This window comes from Roseomonas fluvialis (assembly GCF_022846615.1).
Classification (GTDB): Bacteria; Pseudomonadota; Alphaproteobacteria; order Acetobacterales; family Acetobacteraceae; genus Neoroseomonas; species Neoroseomonas fluvialis.
The window spans coordinates 2,879,488-2,896,375 of the sequence record NZ_AP025637.1; the positions used below are offsets into that span (position 1 = coordinate 2,879,488).

General features: G+C 70.7%; 19 protein-coding genes. 14 read left to right on the forward strand and 5 right to left on the reverse strand.

Features of this window, described 5'->3' with window-relative positions:
* Positions 1–4 precede the first annotated feature (4 nt).
* Complete coding sequence (locus tag MWM08_RS13940; protein ID WP_244407040.1) at positions 5–1,009, reverse strand: TAXI family TRAP transporter solute-binding subunit; 1,005 nt, start codon at positions 1,007–1,009, stop codon at positions 5–7.
* Between the two features lie 165 nt (positions 1,010–1,174).
* On the opposite strand from MWM08_RS13940, the gene MWM08_RS13945 reads away from it, so the two are divergent.
* The 3 genes from MWM08_RS13945 (at position 1,175) to MWM08_RS13955 (ending at position 2,568) form a co-directional block, all read left to right on the forward strand.
* Positions 1,175–1,606 carry a CBS domain-containing protein gene (locus MWM08_RS13945; RefSeq protein WP_255751343.1) on the forward strand — a complete coding sequence of 144 codons (432 nt, stop codon included), beginning with the start codon at positions 1,175–1,177 and terminating at the stop codon, positions 1,604–1,606.
* A 13-nt stretch (positions 1,607–1,619) separates the two neighbouring features.
* Entirely contained in the window at positions 1,620–2,063 is a 444-nt protein-coding gene (locus MWM08_RS13950) for a CBS domain-containing protein (protein WP_244407042.1), read from the forward strand.
* Positions 2,064–2,154: 91 nt separating this feature from the next.
* Positions 2,155–2,568, forward strand: coding sequence for a hypothetical protein (locus MWM08_RS13955; RefSeq protein WP_244407043.1), 414 nt, complete (start codon positions 2,155–2,157; stop codon positions 2,566–2,568).
* Positions 2,569–2,577: 9 nt separating this feature from the next.
* On the opposite strand, the gene pdxY is transcribed toward MWM08_RS13955, so the two are convergent.
* Complete coding sequence (pdxY, locus tag MWM08_RS13960; RefSeq protein WP_244407044.1) at positions 2,578–3,429, reverse strand: pyridoxal kinase PdxY; 852 nt, start codon at positions 3,427–3,429, stop codon at positions 2,578–2,580.
* A 224-nt stretch (positions 3,430–3,653) separates the two neighbouring features.
* Here pdxY and MWM08_RS13965 point away from each other — a divergent pair, with 224 nt between their 5' ends.
* The 8 genes from MWM08_RS13965 to MWM08_RS14000 all read left to right on the forward strand — a co-directional run bounded on the left by MWM08_RS13965 (position 3,654) and on the right by MWM08_RS14000 (position 10,560).
* Positions 3,654–4,958, forward strand: coding sequence for an ABC transporter substrate-binding protein (locus MWM08_RS13965; RefSeq protein ID WP_244407045.1), 1,305 nt, complete (start codon positions 3,654–3,656; stop codon positions 4,956–4,958).
* A gap of 13 nt (positions 4,959–4,971) precedes the next feature.
* Positions 4,972–5,907: a branched-chain amino acid ABC transporter permease gene (locus tag MWM08_RS13970; RefSeq protein WP_244407046.1), complete on the forward strand. Its 936-nt coding sequence runs from the start codon at positions 4,972–4,974 to the stop codon at positions 5,905–5,907.
* 58 nt (positions 5,908–5,965) lie between these two features.
* A complete protein-coding gene (locus tag MWM08_RS13975) occupies positions 5,966–6,901 on the forward strand; it encodes a branched-chain amino acid ABC transporter permease (protein WP_244407047.1) in 936 nt (311 codons plus the stop codon).
* On the forward strand, positions 6,898–7,689 hold the full coding sequence (locus MWM08_RS13980; RefSeq protein ID WP_244407048.1) for an ABC transporter ATP-binding protein: 792 nt from the start codon (positions 6,898–6,900) through the stop codon (positions 7,687–7,689). Before MWM08_RS13975 ends, MWM08_RS13980 begins: the two co-directional genes overlap by 4 nt.
* Positions 7,682–8,338 (forward strand): ABC transporter ATP-binding protein, encoded by a 657-nt coding sequence (locus MWM08_RS13985; protein WP_244407049.1) that lies wholly within the window; start codon positions 7,682–7,684, stop codon positions 8,336–8,338. Before MWM08_RS13980 ends, MWM08_RS13985 begins: the two co-directional genes overlap by 8 nt.
* A 171-nt stretch (positions 8,339–8,509) precedes the next feature.
* A complete protein-coding gene (gene rpmE / locus MWM08_RS13990; protein ID WP_244407050.1) occupies positions 8,510–8,743 on the forward strand; it encodes a 50S ribosomal protein L31 in 234 nt (77 codons plus the stop codon).
* Positions 8,744–8,949: 206 nt separating this feature from the next.
* Positions 8,950–9,693, forward strand: a complete 744-nt coding sequence (locus MWM08_RS13995) for a class I SAM-dependent methyltransferase (protein WP_244407051.1) — start codon at positions 8,950–8,952, stop codon at positions 9,691–9,693.
* Positions 9,694–10,089: 396 nt separating this feature from the next.
* Complete coding sequence (locus MWM08_RS14000; RefSeq protein ID WP_244407052.1) at positions 10,090–10,560, forward strand: Hsp20 family protein; 471 nt, start codon at positions 10,090–10,092, stop codon at positions 10,558–10,560.
* A 300-nt stretch (positions 10,561–10,860) separates the two neighbouring features.
* On the opposite strand, the gene MWM08_RS14005 is transcribed toward MWM08_RS14000, so the two are convergent.
* Positions 10,861–12,369, reverse strand: coding sequence for a protein adenylyltransferase SelO (locus tag MWM08_RS14005; RefSeq protein WP_244407053.1), 1,509 nt, complete (start codon positions 12,367–12,369; stop codon positions 10,861–10,863).
* Positions 12,370–13,420: 1,051 nt separating this feature from the next.
* Positions 13,421–13,615 (reverse strand): DUF1192 domain-containing protein, encoded by a 195-nt coding sequence (locus tag MWM08_RS14010; protein ID WP_244407054.1) that lies wholly within the window; start codon positions 13,613–13,615, stop codon positions 13,421–13,423.
* Positions 13,616–13,729: 114 nt separating this feature from the next.
* Here MWM08_RS14010 and MWM08_RS14015 point away from each other — a divergent pair, with 114 nt between their 5' ends.
* Positions 13,730–14,287, forward strand: a complete 558-nt coding sequence (locus tag MWM08_RS14015; RefSeq protein ID WP_244407055.1) for a DUF1013 domain-containing protein — start codon at positions 13,730–13,732, stop codon at positions 14,285–14,287.
* Between the two features lie 251 nt (positions 14,288–14,538).
* Here MWM08_RS14015 and MWM08_RS14020 read toward each other — a convergent pair whose 3' ends face one another.
* On the reverse strand, positions 14,539–14,715 hold the full coding sequence (locus MWM08_RS14020; RefSeq protein WP_244407056.1) for a YdcH family protein: 177 nt from the start codon (positions 14,713–14,715) through the stop codon (positions 14,539–14,541).
* 221 nt (positions 14,716–14,936) lie between these two features.
* Between MWM08_RS14020 and MWM08_RS14025 the strand changes: the two genes are divergently transcribed.
* Both MWM08_RS14025 and nhaA read left to right on the forward strand, forming a co-directional pair.
* On the forward strand, positions 14,937–15,137 hold the full coding sequence (locus MWM08_RS14025; protein ID WP_184484565.1) for a YdcH family protein: 201 nt from the start codon (positions 14,937–14,939) through the stop codon (positions 15,135–15,137).
* A 423-nt stretch (positions 15,138–15,560) separates the two neighbouring features.
* Positions 15,561–16,748, forward strand: coding sequence for a Na+/H+ antiporter NhaA (gene nhaA, locus MWM08_RS14030; RefSeq protein WP_244407057.1), 1,188 nt, complete (start codon positions 15,561–15,563; stop codon positions 16,746–16,748).
* The last annotated feature ends 140 nt before the right edge of the window (positions 16,749–16,888 follow it).

Here is a 16,888-nt window from a genome sequence, read left to right on the forward strand (position 1 = left end):
GCGCTCAGGCGGCGGGCGGATTGGCGCCGACGGCGCGGAACGCCGTCGCCGCCCCGGGATGGAACGCCACGCCGCGGTATTCCACCGCCTTGGCCGGCGTCCATCCCGCCATGCTGGCGTGGATGGTCGACAGCCGCTGGCCCTGGTTCTTGATCAGCGTGGCGGTGATCTTCTGCACCACCTCGGCCGGGATGCTCTCATGCACCAGGATGACGCTGTCCATCATCGTCACCGGCGCATCGGCCGACATCAGCGGCGGATAGGTCGCGGCCGGCAGCACGCCCTGCGCATAGGCGTATTGCTGCGTCAGGTGGTTCATGACGTCGGTCGGGAAGGACACGATGCGTCCGCCGCGCCGGCCCTGGCCGATCTCGGTCATGATCGCCGCCGGGCGCGCCAGCGCCACGTACAGGTAGTCCACCTGCCCGTCATTGTAGGCCGCGGCGATGTCCGCGTAGGACCCGTTCAGATACCGCCCGCCTTCCGCACGGATCTTGTCCGGGCTGGTCCCGAGGAAGCGCAGGATGCGCTGCAGCGTCATCTCATCGGTGCTGCTGCGCTGCGGTGCCGCGATCTTGAGACCGCGCTGCGTCAGGATCGCGCGCATGTCTTCCGGCCCGGCGCCCGTGTGGCGCAGGAAGTGGTGTTCGGTCGGCGAATAGCCGGTGCCCAGCGAGCGGATGCGCTCGTGCTTCGCGGAATAGGGTTCGATCCCCTGCACGGCAGAGGCCGAGAAGGCATCGATGCCCCAGCCGATCTGCGACTGGTTGTTGTTGATGCGCGTCGGGTTGGCCAAGCCCCCGCCGGGCACAACGCGCACCTGGATCTCGGGGTTCTCCTCTCGGATGAGGGACGACAGCCCCGCCGCCATCGTGTACCAGCCGCCGCCCAGCGACCCCGCCACCCATTCGAGCGTCGCCTGGGCATGGCCCTGGCGAATGGCGGGCACCGCCAATGCGGCGCCGAGCGTGCCGCGCGCCAGCGCGCGACGGCCGATGAAAAGGGACATGCGGGCCTCCTCTGCCTTCTGCGGCGCAGTATGGGCAGGGTTGTCACGCGCGGGCAACGCCCCGGGGCGTCAGGCAATATTGCGTTGCAGCCCCATGACACTCGGGCGTAGACGCCGCGATGGTTGAGGCGGCTGGCACCATCCCCACACGGCGAGGTCCCCGCAATGGTCATCGGTTCCGTCCTGCACGTAGGGTCCGTACTTGCGGAACAGGCAGCGCGCCCGCCTTGTGCCAGCCCCGAAGCCCCGGTGGCCGAGGCCGCGCGCGTCATGGCCAGCACCGGCATCGGCACCCTGCCCGTCATCGACCGCCATGGCCGCCTCGTCGGCCTGGTGGCGGAAGCCGACATCCTGCGCCTGGCCGCCGAACGCCGCTCCGGCATCCGCGGCCTGGCGGTCGAGGACGTGATGACCCGCGACGTCGTCACCGTGCCGGCCGAGGCGCCGCTTGAAGCCGCGCTCAACGTGATGGAACGCGCCCGCTTCCGCCACATGCCCGTCTGCGACGGCCAGGGCCGGCTGCTCGGCCTGGTCGGCCTGGTCGACCTGCTGCGGCTCGCACTCGGCGGCGCGAGCCCCGCCACCACCACCGCGTGAAGGAGAAAACCCCATGACCATCGCCTCCGTGCTGCGCAAGAAGGGCAATGACGTGATCTCGGTCTCGCCCGAGACACTCGCCGTCGAGGTCGCGCGCCTCATCACCTCCCGGCGCATCGGCGCGGTGCTGGTGCGCTCGCCCGCCGGCGAGGTGCTCGGCATCCTCAGCGAGCGCGACATCGTCAAGGCGGTGGCCGAGCGCACCAACGCCACCCACGGCGTCTTCGTGCGCGACATCATGACGCGCGAGGTGGTGATGGTCAGCCCCGACACGCCGGTCGACACCGCGCTCGAGATCATGGACCAGGGCTATTTCCGCCACCTGCCGGTTGTCGACGGCAATGGCGCGCTGCTCGGCATCGTGAGCGTGCGCGACCTGGTGAAGCACCGCATCAGCACGCAGCAGCACGACGTCGAGAGCCTCAAGGCCTACGTCACGCGCACCTACATGCACTGAGCCCCGGCACGGCGCGACCGCGTCGCGCCGGCGCGCCGGTCGCGGCCCGCACCGGCGCGGACGTTCCGCGCAACGCCCGGAAAGCATCGCCATGACGCCGCCGGAGGACCTGATCATCGCCATCGGCGAGGCGCTGATGCGCGCCGCCCGCGCCACAGGCGAGCCCTGGGACTACGCCGGCTGGATGTTCGAGACGCGCGACGGGCGCAGCAGCAGCGGCACCGACTTCCAGTTCGCCGGCCGCCGCCAGCTGTCGCTGGAATTCGCCTTCGACGACATGGACGTGATCCTCGACAGCTTCATGGCCCTGCGCGAGGCGACGCACGTCCCCGGCGACGCGCATTGGATCAAGTGCCTGGCCGTGCTGCGCCACGACGGCGAGATGAAGCTGCTGTTCGAATTCAAAGACTGGTCGCGCTGGTCCATCACGCCAGCCAATGTGGACCGGGCGCTCGAGATCCTCGTCGGCGAGGTTTTTCCCGAAGCCATTGCGCCACCGGGCTGACCCGCGCGCTCAGCACGCCAGCGCGGCGAAGCGGCGCGACGGCGCCACGAACTCCTCCTGCGCCGCCACCGTCAGGATCTCGCGCGACCCCGCCTCGGCCGTGCGCCGCAACAGCCCGAACACCGATGACGCCGCCGCCTCCAGCGCCACCCGCGCCGACCCGCTGCGCAGGCGATGGAACAGGAACAGCGCGGCAATCGCGTCCCCCGCCCCGTTCACAGACACCGGCAGCATCGGCGTGGACAGCCGCCAGAACGCGCCGCCCTCGCCGGCCAGCATCCCGATCTCGCCCTCGGGCGTGTCATCGAGGCGCAGAGATGTCACCAGCACGCAGCGCGGCCCGCGCGCCTGCAGCGCCGCCACCGCCGCACGCGCATCCGCCAGCGTGCGGACCTCGCGCCCGGTCAGCCATTCCAGCTCGAACTGGTTGGGCGTGAGGATATCGGCCGCCGGCAGCGCCTGGTCGCGCAGGAATTCCGGGATGCCTTCGCGCACGAACACCCCGCGCCCCACATCGCCGATCACCGGGTCGCAGCACCACAGCGCGGCGGGGTTCGCGGCCTTCACGCGACGCGCGGCATCGCGGATCGCAGCGCCAATCTCGGCCGATCCCATGTAGCCCGACAACACCGCATCGCAGCGCGCCATCACGCCGCGGTCCTCGATGCCCTGCACCAGGTCGGCGATCAGCTCCGCCCCGAACACCTGCCCGCGCCAGGCGCCATAGCCCGTGTGGTTGCTGAACTGCACGGTATGGATGCCCCAGACCTCGGCGCCAAGCCGCTGGAGCGGAAAGATCGCGCTCGCATTGCCGACATGGCCGTAGGCGACCCAGGACTGGATGGACAGGATGGCGGGCATCGCGACTCGCGCTGGCAGGACAACCCGAGGCTAGCGCCTGCGCCGCGCCGACGGAATTCATCCCCCGCGCGCACCCGCCGCGCCGCGCGCATGGCGGCGCCTCGGCGCGTCGTGCATGGCGCAACGAAATCGCCGCACGCGCCCTTGCGCCCGGCGCGATGCTGCGTCCATCCTCCCGCCCAATAGCGCCACAAGCAGCGCCAGACCCCGAGGGAGAGACCGCCATGACCACGCTCACGCGCCGCGAAACGCTTGCCGCCGGCTTCGGCACGGTGCTGCTGCCCGCCACGCTCTCGGCCCAGCCGGTCGCCAAGCCCGCAGAGTTCAAGATCGGCGTCACCACCTTCCTGTCGGGCCCGGCCTCGGTCTTCGGCGTGCCCTCGCGCCGCGCCTGCGAAATGCTGGCCGAACAGATCAACGCCGCCGGTGGGATCGCCGGCGTGCCGATCCGCCCGATCTTCGTCGACGAAGGCCCCGGCACCGACCACCTGGTCGGCGAGATCCGCCGCCTCGTGCAGAGCGAGGGCGTGCACACCATCTTCCAGTCGATCTCGTCGGGGTCGTGCCTCGCCTGCACGCCGCTGTCGCGCGAGCTCAACAAGGTCATGCTGCTGTGGGATTGCGGCACGCAGCGCATCTTCGAGGAAGCCCGCTACGACTACGCCTTCCGCACCCAGGGCTACGGCACCTCGGAAGTGCTGGCCCCGCTGCTGTACCTGCTCAAGACCAAGCCCAACATCCGCACGCTGGCCGTGGTGAACCAGGACTACGCCTGGGGCCGCGATTCCTGGGAGCTGTGGAAGACCGCGATGGACGCGCTGAAGCCCGGCGTGCGCGTGGTGGCCGAGATGTTCCCCCGCTTCGGCTCGACCGACTTCTCCACCGAGATCACCCGCCTGCTCGCGCTGCGCCCGGACGTGATCTACTCGACCTCCTGGGGCGGCGAGCTGGTGACCTTCATCCGCCAGGCGACCGAACGCCGCCTGCATGAACGCTCCACCTTCGTGCTGCCGGTGGCGGAAGCCTCGATGCAGATCCTCGGTCGCTCGATGCCCGAGGGCCACATCATCGGCACCCGCGGCGACCACTGGAACAACCACCCCTCGCCGGCCAACCCCGCGCTGTTCAACGGCTTCGTCAACGCCTACCGCCAGAAGTTCAACGAATACCCGATCTACCCGTGCCACCACATGGCGCAGGCGGTCTGGGCGCTGAAGGCGGCGGTCGAGAAGGCGGTGGCCGCGAAGAACGGCGCCTGGCCGTCGGACGCCGAACTGGCGGCGGCCTTCCGCGGCCTGACCTTCCCCACGCCGACTTCGACCATCACGCTGCGCGAGGACGGCCAGGGGCTCGAGGACCAGATCGTCGGCCTGTCCTCCTTCAACGACCGGTTCCCCTTCGCGGTGCCCAAGGACATGATGCTGTTCCCCGGCGCGCAGGTCTCGGCCCCGGTCGGGCAGAAGTCGACCGACTGGCTCAAGACGCTGACGCCCGCCCTGATCGAGCAGGCCGGCCGGCCGATCGGCTGAGGCAGCACGCATCATGGCCGAGTGGTTCCAGGACAATGGCCTTCTGCTCGGCCTCGCGTTGCTGGATGGGCTGTCCTCCGCCGGGCTGATCTTCCTGGTGGCGGTAGGGCTCAACCTGGTCTTCGGGGTGCTGCGCATCGTCAATGTCGCGCATGGCTCCCTGTATGCGATCGGCGCCTACAGCGCGGCGTCGATCGGCATCTTCCTCGCGGGGCTCGGGCTGCCGGCCTGGGCCTCGATCCCGACTCTGGTGCTCTCGGCCGCGCTGGTCGGCGCCATCCTCGGCCCGCTGATCGAACGCTTCATCCTGCGGCGCATCTATGGCGGGGAGGAGGTGGTCCAGCTGCTGGTCACCTTCGCCCTCTTCATGATCCTGGAGGATGTGCAGAAGCTGATCTGGGGCGTGCAGCCCATCCATCACGACGTGGCGCTGCGCGCGCTCGGCACCATCGACGTGCCCTTCGGGACCGACTTCATCCCCTTCACCAACTATCAGCTGTTTGTCCTGCCGACATTCGCGATCGTCACGCTGGTCGGCCTCGCGCTGTTCCTGCGCCGCACGTTGACCGGACGCGTCATCGTGGCCGTCACCACGGACCGCGAGGCCGCGACCGCCATGGGCATCGACGCGGCGCGCATCTTCCTCCTCACCTTCACCTTCGGCGCGATGCTGGCGGCGCTCGGTGGCGCTCTGCTGTCGCCCACCGCCGCGCTGGTCCCGGGCATCGGCGCGCAGACCATCGTGCTGTCCTTCGCGGTCGTTGCCACCGCCGGCCTTGGGCAGATCGAAGGGGCGGCGCTGACCTCGCTGATGATGGGCCTCGGCCGGTCCATCGCCGTGTATTTCGCCCCGGAGTTCGAAGTGGTCGTGCCCTACATCATCATGGTGGCGGTGCTGCTGGTACGCCCGCAGGGCCTGTTCGGCGTGATCGAGACGAGGCGGGTATGAGCAGCGCGCTGATCACCGCAACGATGCGCGTGCTCGGCCGAGCCGGCTGCGCCACGCCATGAAGCGCTACGAACCCTTCCTGGCGCTGGTGCTCGCCGGCGGCCTGATCGCCGCCGCCATCGCCGCGCCCTGGCTGCGCTTCGTGCTCACCATCGCGCTCGCCAAGGGCATCGCGGTGATGGGCATCCTGCTACTCCTGCGCGCCGGCCAGGTCTCCTTCGGACACGCGCTGTATATCGGCTTCGGCGCCTATGTGGTCGCCTTCTTCGCACCCGTGGCGGGCGATGGCGTGCTCATCATCGCCGCCTCGGCGGCCGGTGCGGGGCTGCTCGGCCTGGTGGTCGGGCTGTTCGTCACGCGCTACCGGCAGATCTTCTTCGGCATGCTGAACCTGGCCATGTGCATGGTGTTCTACTCGCTGCTCGAAAAGCTCTATCACATCACCCACGGCACCGACGGCATCCGCGTCGAGATCATGCCCATCGCCGGCCAGGTGCTCGACCGCGTCAGCTACGAATGGACGGTCTTCGGCATCGCCATGGGCCTCGCCTTCGTGGTCGGCTTCATCATCCGCCTGTATCTCGCCTCCCCGATGGGCGAGGCGCTGGCCGGCATCAAGACGCGGGAGACGCGGCTCGAATTCATGGGCGTACCGGCGCGCGGCATCCTGCTCGCGGCCTATGTTGCTTCGGCGATGCTGGGGGGCATCGGCGGCGCGCTGATCGCCATGACGTCGCGCCATGTCACACCGCTGCTGTCCTATTGGACCGCCTCGGGCGAGCTGGTCTTCATCGCGATCCTCGGCGGGCCGGGCGGCGTGCTCGGGCCGTTCCTGGGCGCGGCCACCTACGAACTGGTGCGCGTCTACGCCGCGGCCTCCTTCGCCGATGCCTGGCAGATGATCCTGGGCCTGGTGCTGCTGCTGGTGATCCTGTTCGCGCCGGGCGGGCTGTGGGGCCTCGCGTCGCGCCTGGTCGGGGAGCGCCGGCGATGACCGCGCTGCTGCGCGCCTCGGGCCTGCGCCTCGCCTTCGGCGGCGTGAAGGCGGCGGACGGCATCGACCTCGATGTCATGGCTGGCGAATTCCTCGCCATCATCGGCCCGAACGGGGCGGGCAAGACCACCTTCATCAACATGACCACGGGCTACCTGAAGCCCAATGCCGGCACCATCAGCTATGACGGCCGCACCATCACCGGCATGTCGCCGCGCGCCATCGTCAAGCTCGGCATCGCGCGGTCCTTCCAGCTGCCGCAGCTGTTCCTCGAACACACGGTCGAACAGAACATCGCGCTGGCCGTCGCCTCCCGCCACGGCATCTGGTCGCCGCTCGCACCGCTGCTGCGGCCGGGCTACCGCGACGAGGCGCGCGACCTGCTCGACCGCTTCGGCCTGTCCGCCATCGCCGATGCGCGCGCCGATGCGCTGAACGAGGGGGCGCGCAAGCTGGCCGACATCGCCATGGCGGTCGCGCTCAAGCCGCGCCTGCTGCTGATGGACGAACCGACCTCCGGCGTCGCGGCTTCGGAGAAGATGCACATCGTCGAGACGCTGGTCGCCGTGCTGCGCGACGCCCGCGTCACCGCCGTGTTCGTCGAGCACGACATGGACGTGGTGGAACGCTTCGCCGACCGCGTCGCCGTCTGGTCGCAGGGGCGCATTGTCGCCCTCGGCCCCCCCGACGAGGTCCTGTCCGACCCCGCCGTGCAGCGCGAGGTCATCGGCATCGAGCGCCATGCGACACCGCCCACCGTGACGCCCGGGGGCGCGCCCCATGCTTGAACTCGCTTCCGTCTCGGTCTCGATCGCCGGCGTGCCGGTGCTGCGCCAGGTCTCGCTCAACGTCCCCGCCGGCGCACGCGTGGCCCTGATTGGCCGCAACGGTGCGGGCAAGACCACCACGCTGCGCGCCCTGATGGGCCTGGTGCCGGCGTCCAGCGGCCGCGTGATGATCGATGGCGAAGACGAGACCGCCCTGCCCCCGCACCACCGCCCCCGCCACGGCATCGGCTATGCGCCGGAAGACCGCCGCCTGTTCGGGTCCTTCACGGTCGAGGACAACATGCTGCTGCCCGCGCAGGTCCTGAAGCTGCCGGCCGACGAGATGCGCGCCCGCCTCGCCAGAGTCTATTCCCTGCTGCCGGAACTGCGCGACCTCGCCCCGCGCAAGGCCGCCGGCCTGTCGGGCGGCCAGGGCAAGATGGTGGCACTCGGCCGCGCGCTGATGGTGGGCACGCGCGCCGTGCTGCTCGACGAACCCTTCCAGGGCCTCGCCCCAGCCCTGGCGCTACGCTACGCCGAGGCGCTGAAGCGCCTGCGCGCCGCCCTGCCCGACGTCGCCATCCTGATCACCGAATCCAACCCGGAACTGCTCCGCCCGCTGGTCGAACAGACCTACGTGATCGAGCGTGGCGAGATCGCGCCCGCGTGACGCCCCCCATGATCGTCAAGGCCAGCGATTCCAGGCGGGTCCGGCTCGCGATGGGCCTGGTCCCCGCGCTCAGGCCCCGCGCCGGTTGCACCGCCCGTCCCGGTCCCCTATACGGCCCGCTTCCTGCCCGCCGGTCGGTATCGTCGGGCGCATCCGCATGAGCACCGCCCCATGAAGTCCGACATCCATCCCGACTATCACGAGATCAAGGTCATCATGACCGACGGGACCGAGTTCACCACGCGGTCCTGCTACGGCAAGCCGGGCGACACCATCCGCCTGGACATCGACCCCAAGTCGCACCCGGCCTGGACCGGCCAGCAGCGCGTGATGGACACCGGCGGCCAGATCGCGAAGTTCAACAAGAAGTTCGCCGGCATCGGGGCGCGCCAGAAGAAGGCCTGACCCACGGGCGCCGGCCCCGGCGGCGCGACCGATCGGCCAGGGCCGTGCGCCGGTGATGCGTTCGCACCGCAGCACGCGCGCGGCACCGCTGACGGCGTGCTCGGGTTCCGGCCCAGGGATCACGTCGTCGATGGCTCCCTGACGCGGCGCCGGTCTGGTCCCGTATCGTGGTCCCGGCGCGTGCCCCACTGCGAAGGATGGCGACCTTGCCCAGCGACGCGACGCCGCCCGAGGTCCAGCCCGACGGCGGCTATGCCGAATATTTCGCGGGCGGGTACACCAAGGTCAGGGGATGGCTCGCCAGCCGCGGCGCCGCCGGCCTCAAGGCGGTGCTGACGTTCCAGGAGCGGCGCGGGGTCACCGGTACGATCGCCGAGATCGGCACGTTCCACGGCAAGACCTTCGTCGGGCTCGGTCTCGCGGTGCGCCCGCAGGAGACGCTGGTCGGCGTCGATCTCTTTGTTCACCTGGGCACGGATTTCGAACCCATCCTGCGTCGGAACTGCGCCACCTTTGGCGTCGATCCGGACCGGTTCCGCCTGCATCGCGGCCCCTCGACCGACCTCGGTATTCCGGAATGGCGGGAATTGCTCGGCCCGCCGGCACGCCTGGTGCACGTAGATGGCAGCCACCAATATGCGCCGGCCCTGCACGACCTGAAGTTGGCAGCGAGCCATCTTGCGCCCGGCGGCGCGATCCTGGTCGACGACATCCTGAGCGTCGTGTGCCCGGACGTGACCACGGCGGCGATCGACTTCCTGAGGGAGCATTCCGACTTCCGCGCGGTCGCGCTGTTCGACCGCGATGGCCGAATCGGGCGCGGCGGCGCCAAACTCCTGATGGCCGCGGCGCAGGACGAGGACGCCTATGTGAAGGCCCTCGCGTTCGCCTTCCGGCCCGCCCGGGCGGTGCGCAGACCCTTCGCGACGAGCCGCCCGCTGGTGTTCTAAAGCCGCGTTGGGGCGCTGCGACGCCCCTGGCCTTCGGTTCTCACGATCACCTTCCCCCAACCCGGCGATTCCCGCCGCATCGGGATCCGCTCCGGCAGCGCCGGGCGGGCTAGCGTTGGTCGCGCCCGCAGGCCTCCTGCGCGGCACCCTGCCGCGACAGCCACGACCGCGGCAAACGCCGCTTCCGCCCCCCGTGCAGACGCTCGACATCGCCGCGCCTGACGACCGCGCAGCAGGCGCATTCCAGCCCCTCTTGAACCACCCGTCGCCGTCACCCACCTCAAGGGTGCCAGCGGTGCCCTCGGGGCCGCCGGCGCGGAACGGCAGGGTCGCCCGATCGGGGGCCCGCGAGACCGGATCCGCAACATCGGACCTTGCTATCGCAGGAGGTTCATCGTGAACGCCATCGACTTCTCCCCCCTGTTCCGTACCGCCATCGGCTTCGATCGCCTGGCGCGCCTCATGGACAACGCCCGCGCGGTGCCCGAGGCGAACGGCTACCCCCCCTACAACATCGAAAAGACCGGTGAAGAAAGCTACGTCCTGACCATGGCCGTGGCCGGCTTCTCTGAAGCCGACATCGACATCACCGCGCAGGACAACACCCTGACCATTACCGGCCGGCCCCAGCCGCAGCCCGAGGATGGCCGCCGCTTCCTGCACCGCGGCATCGCCGGGCGCGCCTTCGAGCGCCGCTTCGTCCTCGCCGACCACATCGTGGTCGAGGGCGCGGACCTGGCCAACGGCCTGCTGCACGTGGCGCTGAAGCGCGTGGTGCCCGAGGCGCTGAAGCCGCGCCGCATCCCGGTGCAGGGATCCCGTCCGGCGATCGCCGGCGAGGCCCAGGCCACCGCACAGGCGGCCTGACCGCCCCCCGGCCGCGCGCCGGGGCATCCATGAACCGACAGGGGCCCGTGGGCAACCGCCCGCGGGCCCTTTCGCATGGCGAACCGGCGCCTTGCCAGGAGCAGCCAGGCGCCCGCCACCCTGGTCATGAGCGCCCGTCCGCGGGGCGCGGTCAGGCGGGTCCCGCCACGCCCTTCCCGCGCCGAACTCCGCCGCTACGGCCCACCTGCCGCAGGGCGCCGCGACCGGTCGTTGCCCCGGGCACAGCGGCGGCGCGCCGCCACGCGGCTGCCGCGGCGAAGCCGAACGTCGCCCCGCACGCTACGTCCCGCAGAAGGTCGCCTGCACGCGCTGATCGGGCCGCGGCGGCAGCGCGTAGCGCTCGTGTACCGGCTGGTTCTCGAACGGCCGCGCCAGCACCTCGACCAGCGCCTCGAACGGCGCCAGGTCATCGCGTTCCACGGCAGCCGCGATCGCTTCCTCGACCAGGTGATTGCGCGGGATGAAGGCCGGGTTCACCGCGCGCATCGCTGCCGCGCGCGCCTCCGGCGTGACGCCCTCCCCCGCCACGCGCTCGCGCCAGCGCGCGAGCCACTCGCGACCCGCCGCCGGGTCGGCAAACAGTGAGCAGAAAGCCTCGCCCTTTCCCTCCGCCGCATCCGCCAGGCGGCGGAACGCCAGCGTGAAGTCGGCCTCGTTTTCCGCCATGCGCGCCAGCAGGTCCTGGATCAGTGCCTCGTCGCCCGGCGCTTCCTCGCGCAGCCCGATCTTGGCCAGCAGCCCCATCCGCCAGGCCGCGCCGAAGGCGGGCGAAAACCCCGCCAGCACGCCCTTTGCCTGGTCCACGGACGCGGCCTCGTCCTCGCCGATCAGCGGCAGCAGCGCCTCGGCCAGGCGCGCCAGATTCCAATGCGCGATCGCCGGCTGGTTGGCGAAGGCGTAGCGGCCCTGGTGGTCGATGGATGAAAACACCGTCTCCGGATGGTAGTGGTCCAGGAACGCGCAGGGGCCGTAGTCGATCGTCTCGCCGCTGACGGCGCAATTGTCGGTGTTCATCACGCCATGGATGAAGCCGACCAGCATCCAGCGCGCGATGAGCGACGCCTGCCGCGCCACCACGCCCTCGAAGAACGCCAGCGCCGGGTTCTCGGCGCGCGCCGCATCCGGATCATGCCGCGCGATGGCGTGGTCCAGCAGCGCGCGCAGGCTGTCCATGTCCCTGCGTGCGGCGAAATACTGGAAGGTGCCCACACGGATATGGCTGGCCGCGATGCGCGTCAGCACCGCGCCGGGCAGCGCGTCCTCGCGGAACACGTGCTCGCCCGTCGCCACCGCCGCCAGCGCGCGCGTGGTGGGAATGCCCAGCGCCGCCATCGCCTCCGCCACGATGTATTCGCGCAGCACCGGCCCGAGTGCGGCCCGACCGTCGCCGCGCCGCGAGAACGGCGTCGGCCCCGACCCCTTCAGCTGGATGTCGCGCCGCAGCCCCGCCGGTGTGACCACCTCCCCCAGCAGGATGGCGCGACCATCGCCGAGGCTCGGCGAGAAATGCCCGAACTGATGCCCCGAATAGGCCTGCGCGATCGGCTCCGCGCCGGGCGGGACATGGTTGCCCGCCAGCATCGCGACACCCGCGAGCGAGGCCAGCCAGGCGGGATCGAGCCCGAGGTCCCGCGCCAGTCCGCTATTCAGCTTCAGCAGCCGCGGCGCGGAAACGGGCGTCGGCGGCAGCCGCTTGAACAGCGCCTCCGGCAGGCGTGCGTAGGAATTGTCGAAGACCGGGCGCGTGCTGGTCTCGGGCAGGGCGGCGGGGATCGGCGTGTCGGGCATGGATGGCACATCGCGCGGGCGAAGGCGCGGGACAAGGCCCTGAAACGACCGGCCCTCGTCTCGGCGCCACCCCGACGGTTTTCGCTTCCGATGCCGCTCGAGGCAACAAACAATGCCCTCGTTTGCTGAAGGTGCGCCGATGCACCTCCTGGTCGGTCTCGCGGAGGCCGCCGTCCTCGTCGTGACGATCGGGGCGGTCCAGTCGCAGGGGATGGATGCCGAGACGCGAGACCTCCTCGAGCAGGCAAGCCCGAGACTCGTCACCATCCCCGTGATCGACCCGGATGCGGCACCCGAGGCGCGCAGCGATCCGCCGTTCCATCTGCACATCCCGGCTATTGCCGTGGAGAGCCTCATCGGATCGGCCTCCGGCAGCACGCGTGTCTTGGCCAGTCTCCGGAACCGATCCGTGGATCCCGAACGATTGGGCGGATCTCACGTCCCGGACTGCACGGATCAGGCGCCGGGAAGCGCGTGCGTGGCGCAAGGCGGGCGACGCGAGAACGAACGGCGCAGGGCCAATGGCGAATGCGGCATGGAAATCGTCCTGCAGTATCGCCCCTCGTCGGAGACGCTACCGGACCAAACGCTCAGGCATCTTGGCGGCATGAGCCAACCAGCATGCTCCCTCACGTCCGACCCTAACCTCGACATGCTGCTGCATTACCGGCCAATGATCTCCAGCACGGCGGTCCCAGCGGGGACGGTGGCTGCACCTGTCGATCGGCATGCGCCGTCGCGGGCATCCGGAGGCCTTCCACCCTGCTCATTTCGTGCGTATCGGCGCCAACGGCCCCGCAAGCCTTGCCCGATGGGTGCGACTTGCAGGCTCCACGGCTTCGCCGATGACGTGGCCTTCGCCGTCGCGATCCGCAGTGACGACGTCACGAATGCCGGAGCATCCTTGGCAGGGTCTCGGCCCAGATCGAGGCCTGGCGACGGGCCGCAACCGAGATCCAGCCGGCCCGCAACTGACGATCCCCGCACGCGGGGGGCTGGACGTCCGCTGCCCCAACGTCGCGGGAGCAGCACGGAACGGATCGCGACTCCCTCACCCCTTCCGGAAGAACGCCTCCGCCGCCGCCCGATGCCCCTCGCGCGCCTCGATGCCGGCCTCCGCCCGCGCGATCTCGGCCTGCAGCTCCGCGATATACTCGCGCAACTGCCCGACATCCCAGCCGTCGAAGCGCGGCTTCTCGAGCACCTGCCGCCGGCGCGGCATGTCGTCCTGGTCTGGGCCACCCATATGTGTTCCTCCGTCTCCGACCAGGGCTTTGACCCTGCCCCGGCGCGTCAGTATAGGGGGCGTCACATTGTCGCGGGGGTTCGCTGCTGCCCCCCGGCCACCCGAGGTCCGCCCATGCCACAGCCCCTAATGCCCAAGGCCACCGCCGTGTGGCTGATCGACAAGACGTCCCTGTCCTTCGACCAGATCGCCGATTTCGTCGGCATGCATCCGCTCGAGATCCAGGCCATTGCCGATGGAGAGGTGGCGCAGGGCATCGTCGGCTACGACCCGATCGCAACCGGCCAGCTCACGCGCGAGGAAATCGCCCGCTGCGAGGCCGACCCCGCCGCCCGCCTGGTCCTGCAGGAAAGCACCATCGTGCTGCCCAAGCAGCGCGCCAAGGGCGGCCGCTACACGCCGGTGTCCAAGCGCAACGACCGCCCGGACGGCATCGCCTTCCTGCTGCGCAACTACCCGACGCTGCCGGACGCGACCATCGCCAAGCTGCTCGGCACCACCAAGGACACCATCGCCAAGGTGCGCGACAAGACCCACTGGAACAGCGCCAACATCAAGCCGCGCGACCCTGTCATCCTGGGCCTGTGCAGCCAGGGGGACCTGAACGCGGCGGTGGCGTCCATCGGCGGGCCCGCGCCACTCGACGTGCAGCCGGCCGACGACGCGGCCTGAGGCTGCGGTCGCGCCCATCGCCAGGGCGGCTCGGTCGGGCGTCCTCGCAGGTATCTCCGCGCCACGCGACGGCAGGCCCGTCGCAGCCGCCCCACAGCCGTCCCACCGGGCCAGGTCAGATGGCTAAGCGTCATGGCCCGCCGCGAACCCGCCCTTCCGTCAGGCATCGCTCGACCGACCACGCAGGCGCGGCATCCGGGGCTGGCCGGCGCCGCCGCAGCGCGCCGCGACCACCCCGGCGGCAGCCTCCCTCAGTGCCGCGTGGCGGCCTTGAGGCGCTCCATCTCCTCCTTGAGTTTCAACTTCTCTCGCTTCAGCCGGGCCAACGCTTGCCCATCGGGCAGCGGGCGGCGGTCCTCGTCCAGGATTCGGCGCTCGAGGGCAGCGTGGCGGTCCTCGAGGGAGGCGATCCGGGCGTCAAGCGACATTCGATGCGCATCTCCGGGTTCGGGCCCGGCACCGCCACCGCGGGGCCGAGGCCGTGGTTCGGAGCCGGTGTCCCGGCCCCCGTTCAACCGCGGGTGCGACAACCGGAATGGCTGTCACGCCCCGGCCCTGGCATGTTAAGGGCCATGCGGACAGGAATGCACCCCACGATTTCGCAATCTTCCTTGCCGAACCCTTCACCTCATCTCCGGGGCCGCCGGCCATGATCGCCGACCGTGACGCCATGCTGCGCCGCCTGCACGAATTGCGCAGCGAGCACCGCGACCTCGACACCGTCATCGCCCGGCTGGACGGCTCGGCGGTGGACCAGTTGCAGCTGCAGCGCCTGAAGAAGCGCAAGCTGAAGCTGAAGGACGAGATCGCCTGGCTCGAAGGCCGGCTGGTGCCGGATATCATTGCGTAGTTTGTTTGCCCTCAGAGGGCGGGCGGGCCGCATCCGCGGCCCTTGCCTTCGCGCCGTGCACGGGTGCGCTGAACGCCGCTGACGGTCCGCGCGCGGTCGCGCCGTGCGCTCCCGGATCGCGCAGCGATGCGCTTCTCCCGGCCCTCAGACGGCGGGCGCCGGCGTCCGCCGGCTTGCCTTCGCGCCACGCATTGGCGCGCCCGGCACGGCTGACACCCTGGGCGCGGTCGCGCCGTGCGCTCCGGGATCGCTGCGCGATCCGCGTTTGCCCCCCGCCACCGGGCGCCACATGCGCGCAGGGGGCTGTCATCCACCGCGCTGCATCGTATAGGGCTTTCGGGTGGCCGGTCCTCGATGGGGTCCGGTCAGGGTTCAGCGCTGGTCGGGCCGCCAGCGAAGCGTATCCACGCCCGAAGGCGACCCATGGCCCACGCCCATCATGCTGCCCCCAGCGCGCTCCGCCGCTTCCTCGACGGCCAGTCCTCCGCCGGCCTGATGCTGATGGGCGCGGCCGCGCTCGCCCTCGTCATCGCCAATTCGCCGCTGCAGGCGGGCTACGATGCGCTGCTGCGCACCTACCTGGGCCCGCTGTCGGTCGGGCACTGGATCAACGACGGGCTGATGGCGGTGTTCTTCCTGCTCGTCGGCCTCGAGATCAAGCGCGAGACCCTGGACGGCCAGCTCTCGACCTGGTCGCGCCGCGCCCTGCCGGGCATCGCCGCCGCCGGCGGCATGGCGGTCCCGGCGCTGGTCTACCTCGCCTTCGCCGCGGAGCCGGCGCCACAGGGCTGGGCCATCCCGGCCGCCACCGACATCGCCTTCGCGCTCGGCATCCTCTCGCTACTCGGCCCCCGCGTGCCGGTCTCGCTGCGCGTCTTCCTCACGGCGCTCGCCATCATCGACGACCTCGGCGCCGTCATCATCATCGCGCTGTTCTACACCGCCGGCCTGTCGCTGCCGGATCTCGCGGGCGCCGCCGTGGTGGTGGGCGTGCTGTTCGCGATGAACCGCGGCGGCGTGCGCAGCCTGACGCCCTACCTGCTGCTCGGCCTGCTGCTCTGGCTGCTGATCCTGCGCTCGGGCGTCCATGCCACGCTGGCCGGCGTGGTCCTGGCGCTGACCATCCCCCTCCAGCCCACGCCCGGCCGGCCCGACCACGAGGCCGCGAGCCCCCTGCACCGGCTCGAGCACGCGCTGCACATCCCGGTCGGCTTTCTCATCGTGCCGGTCTTCGGCCTGGCCAATGCCGGCGTGCCGATCCTCGGCCTGTCGGCCGAGGCGCTGGTGGCGCCGGTGACACTCGGCGTCGGGCTCGGTCTCGTGGTGGGCAAGCTGGTCGGCGTGCTGGGCTTCTCGCTGCTCGCGATCCGGCTCGGGCTGGCGGACATGCCCGCCTATGCAGGGCGGCTGCAACTGACGGGTATCGCGCTGCTCTGCGGCGTGGGCTTCACCATGAGCCTGTTCATCACGCTGCTGGCCTTCCCCGAGGATGCGCTGCTCCAGGCGCAGGCGAAGCTCGGCATCCTGGGCGGGTCGCTGGTGGCCGGGGTGCTCGGCTACGCCCTGTTGCACGTGGCGCCGCGGGACGTGGCCGGCACGCCGTCGCGCTAGCAGCGATCCGCGATGTCGAATCACGGTCCAGCCATCAGGTTGCGGTCGATGTCATCCACCGACTGGTCGCCCGCGGCCCAACGTCCGCGGGCATTGCCCTGCGCGGCGACGTTGGACCCGCCGGCGCCCGCGGCACGAAG

Bases quoted from the DNA above. Each gene is read 5' to 3' on its own strand.
- MWM08_RS14025 (WP_184484565.1), top strand. From the start codon at position 14,937: ATGATCGCCGACCGTGACGCCATGCTGCGCCGCCTGCACGAATTGCGC.
- rpmE (WP_244407050.1), top strand. From the start codon at position 8,510: ATGAAGTCCGACATCCATCCCGACTATCACGAGATCAAGGTCATCATG.
- MWM08_RS13985 (WP_244407049.1), top strand. From the start codon at position 7,682: ATGCTTGAACTCGCTTCCGTCTCGGTCTCGATCGCCGGCGTGCCGGTG.
- MWM08_RS13965 (WP_244407045.1), top strand. From the start codon at position 3,654: ATGACCACGCTCACGCGCCGCGAAACGCTTGCCGCCGGCTTCGGCACG.
- MWM08_RS13970 (WP_244407046.1), top strand. From the start codon at position 4,972: ATGGCCGAGTGGTTCCAGGACAATGGCCTTCTGCTCGGCCTCGCGTTG.
- MWM08_RS14010 (WP_244407054.1), bottom strand. From the start codon at position 13,615: ATGGGTGGCCCAGACCAGGACGACATGCCGCGCCGGCGGCAGGTGCTC.
- MWM08_RS14015 (WP_244407055.1), top strand. From the start codon at position 13,730: ATGCCACAGCCCCTAATGCCCAAGGCCACCGCCGTGTGGCTGATCGAC.
- pdxY (WP_244407044.1), bottom strand. From the start codon at position 3,429: ATGCCCGCCATCCTGTCCATCCAGTCCTGGGTCGCCTACGGCCATGTC.
- MWM08_RS13950 (WP_244407042.1), top strand. From the start codon at position 1,620: ATGACCATCGCCTCCGTGCTGCGCAAGAAGGGCAATGACGTGATCTCG.
- MWM08_RS14020 (WP_244407056.1), bottom strand. From the start codon at position 14,715: ATGTCGCTTGACGCCCGGATCGCCTCCCTCGAGGACCGCCACGCTGCC.
- MWM08_RS14005 (WP_244407053.1), bottom strand. From the start codon at position 12,369: ATGCCCGACACGCCGATCCCCGCCGCCCTGCCCGAGACCAGCACGCGC.
- MWM08_RS13955 (WP_244407043.1), top strand. From the start codon at position 2,155: ATGACGCCGCCGGAGGACCTGATCATCGCCATCGGCGAGGCGCTGATG.
- MWM08_RS13940 (WP_244407040.1), bottom strand. From the start codon at position 1,009: ATGTCCCTTTTCATCGGCCGTCGCGCGCTGGCGCGCGGCACGCTCGGC.
- nhaA (WP_244407057.1), top strand. From the start codon at position 15,561: ATGGCCCACGCCCATCATGCTGCCCCCAGCGCGCTCCGCCGCTTCCTC.
- MWM08_RS13945 (WP_255751343.1), top strand. From the start codon at position 1,175: ATGGTCATCGGTTCCGTCCTGCACGTAGGGTCCGTACTTGCGGAACAG.
- MWM08_RS13975 (WP_244407047.1), top strand. From the start codon at position 5,966: ATGAAGCGCTACGAACCCTTCCTGGCGCTGGTGCTCGCCGGCGGCCTG.
- MWM08_RS13980 (WP_244407048.1), top strand. From the start codon at position 6,898: ATGACCGCGCTGCTGCGCGCCTCGGGCCTGCGCCTCGCCTTCGGCGGC.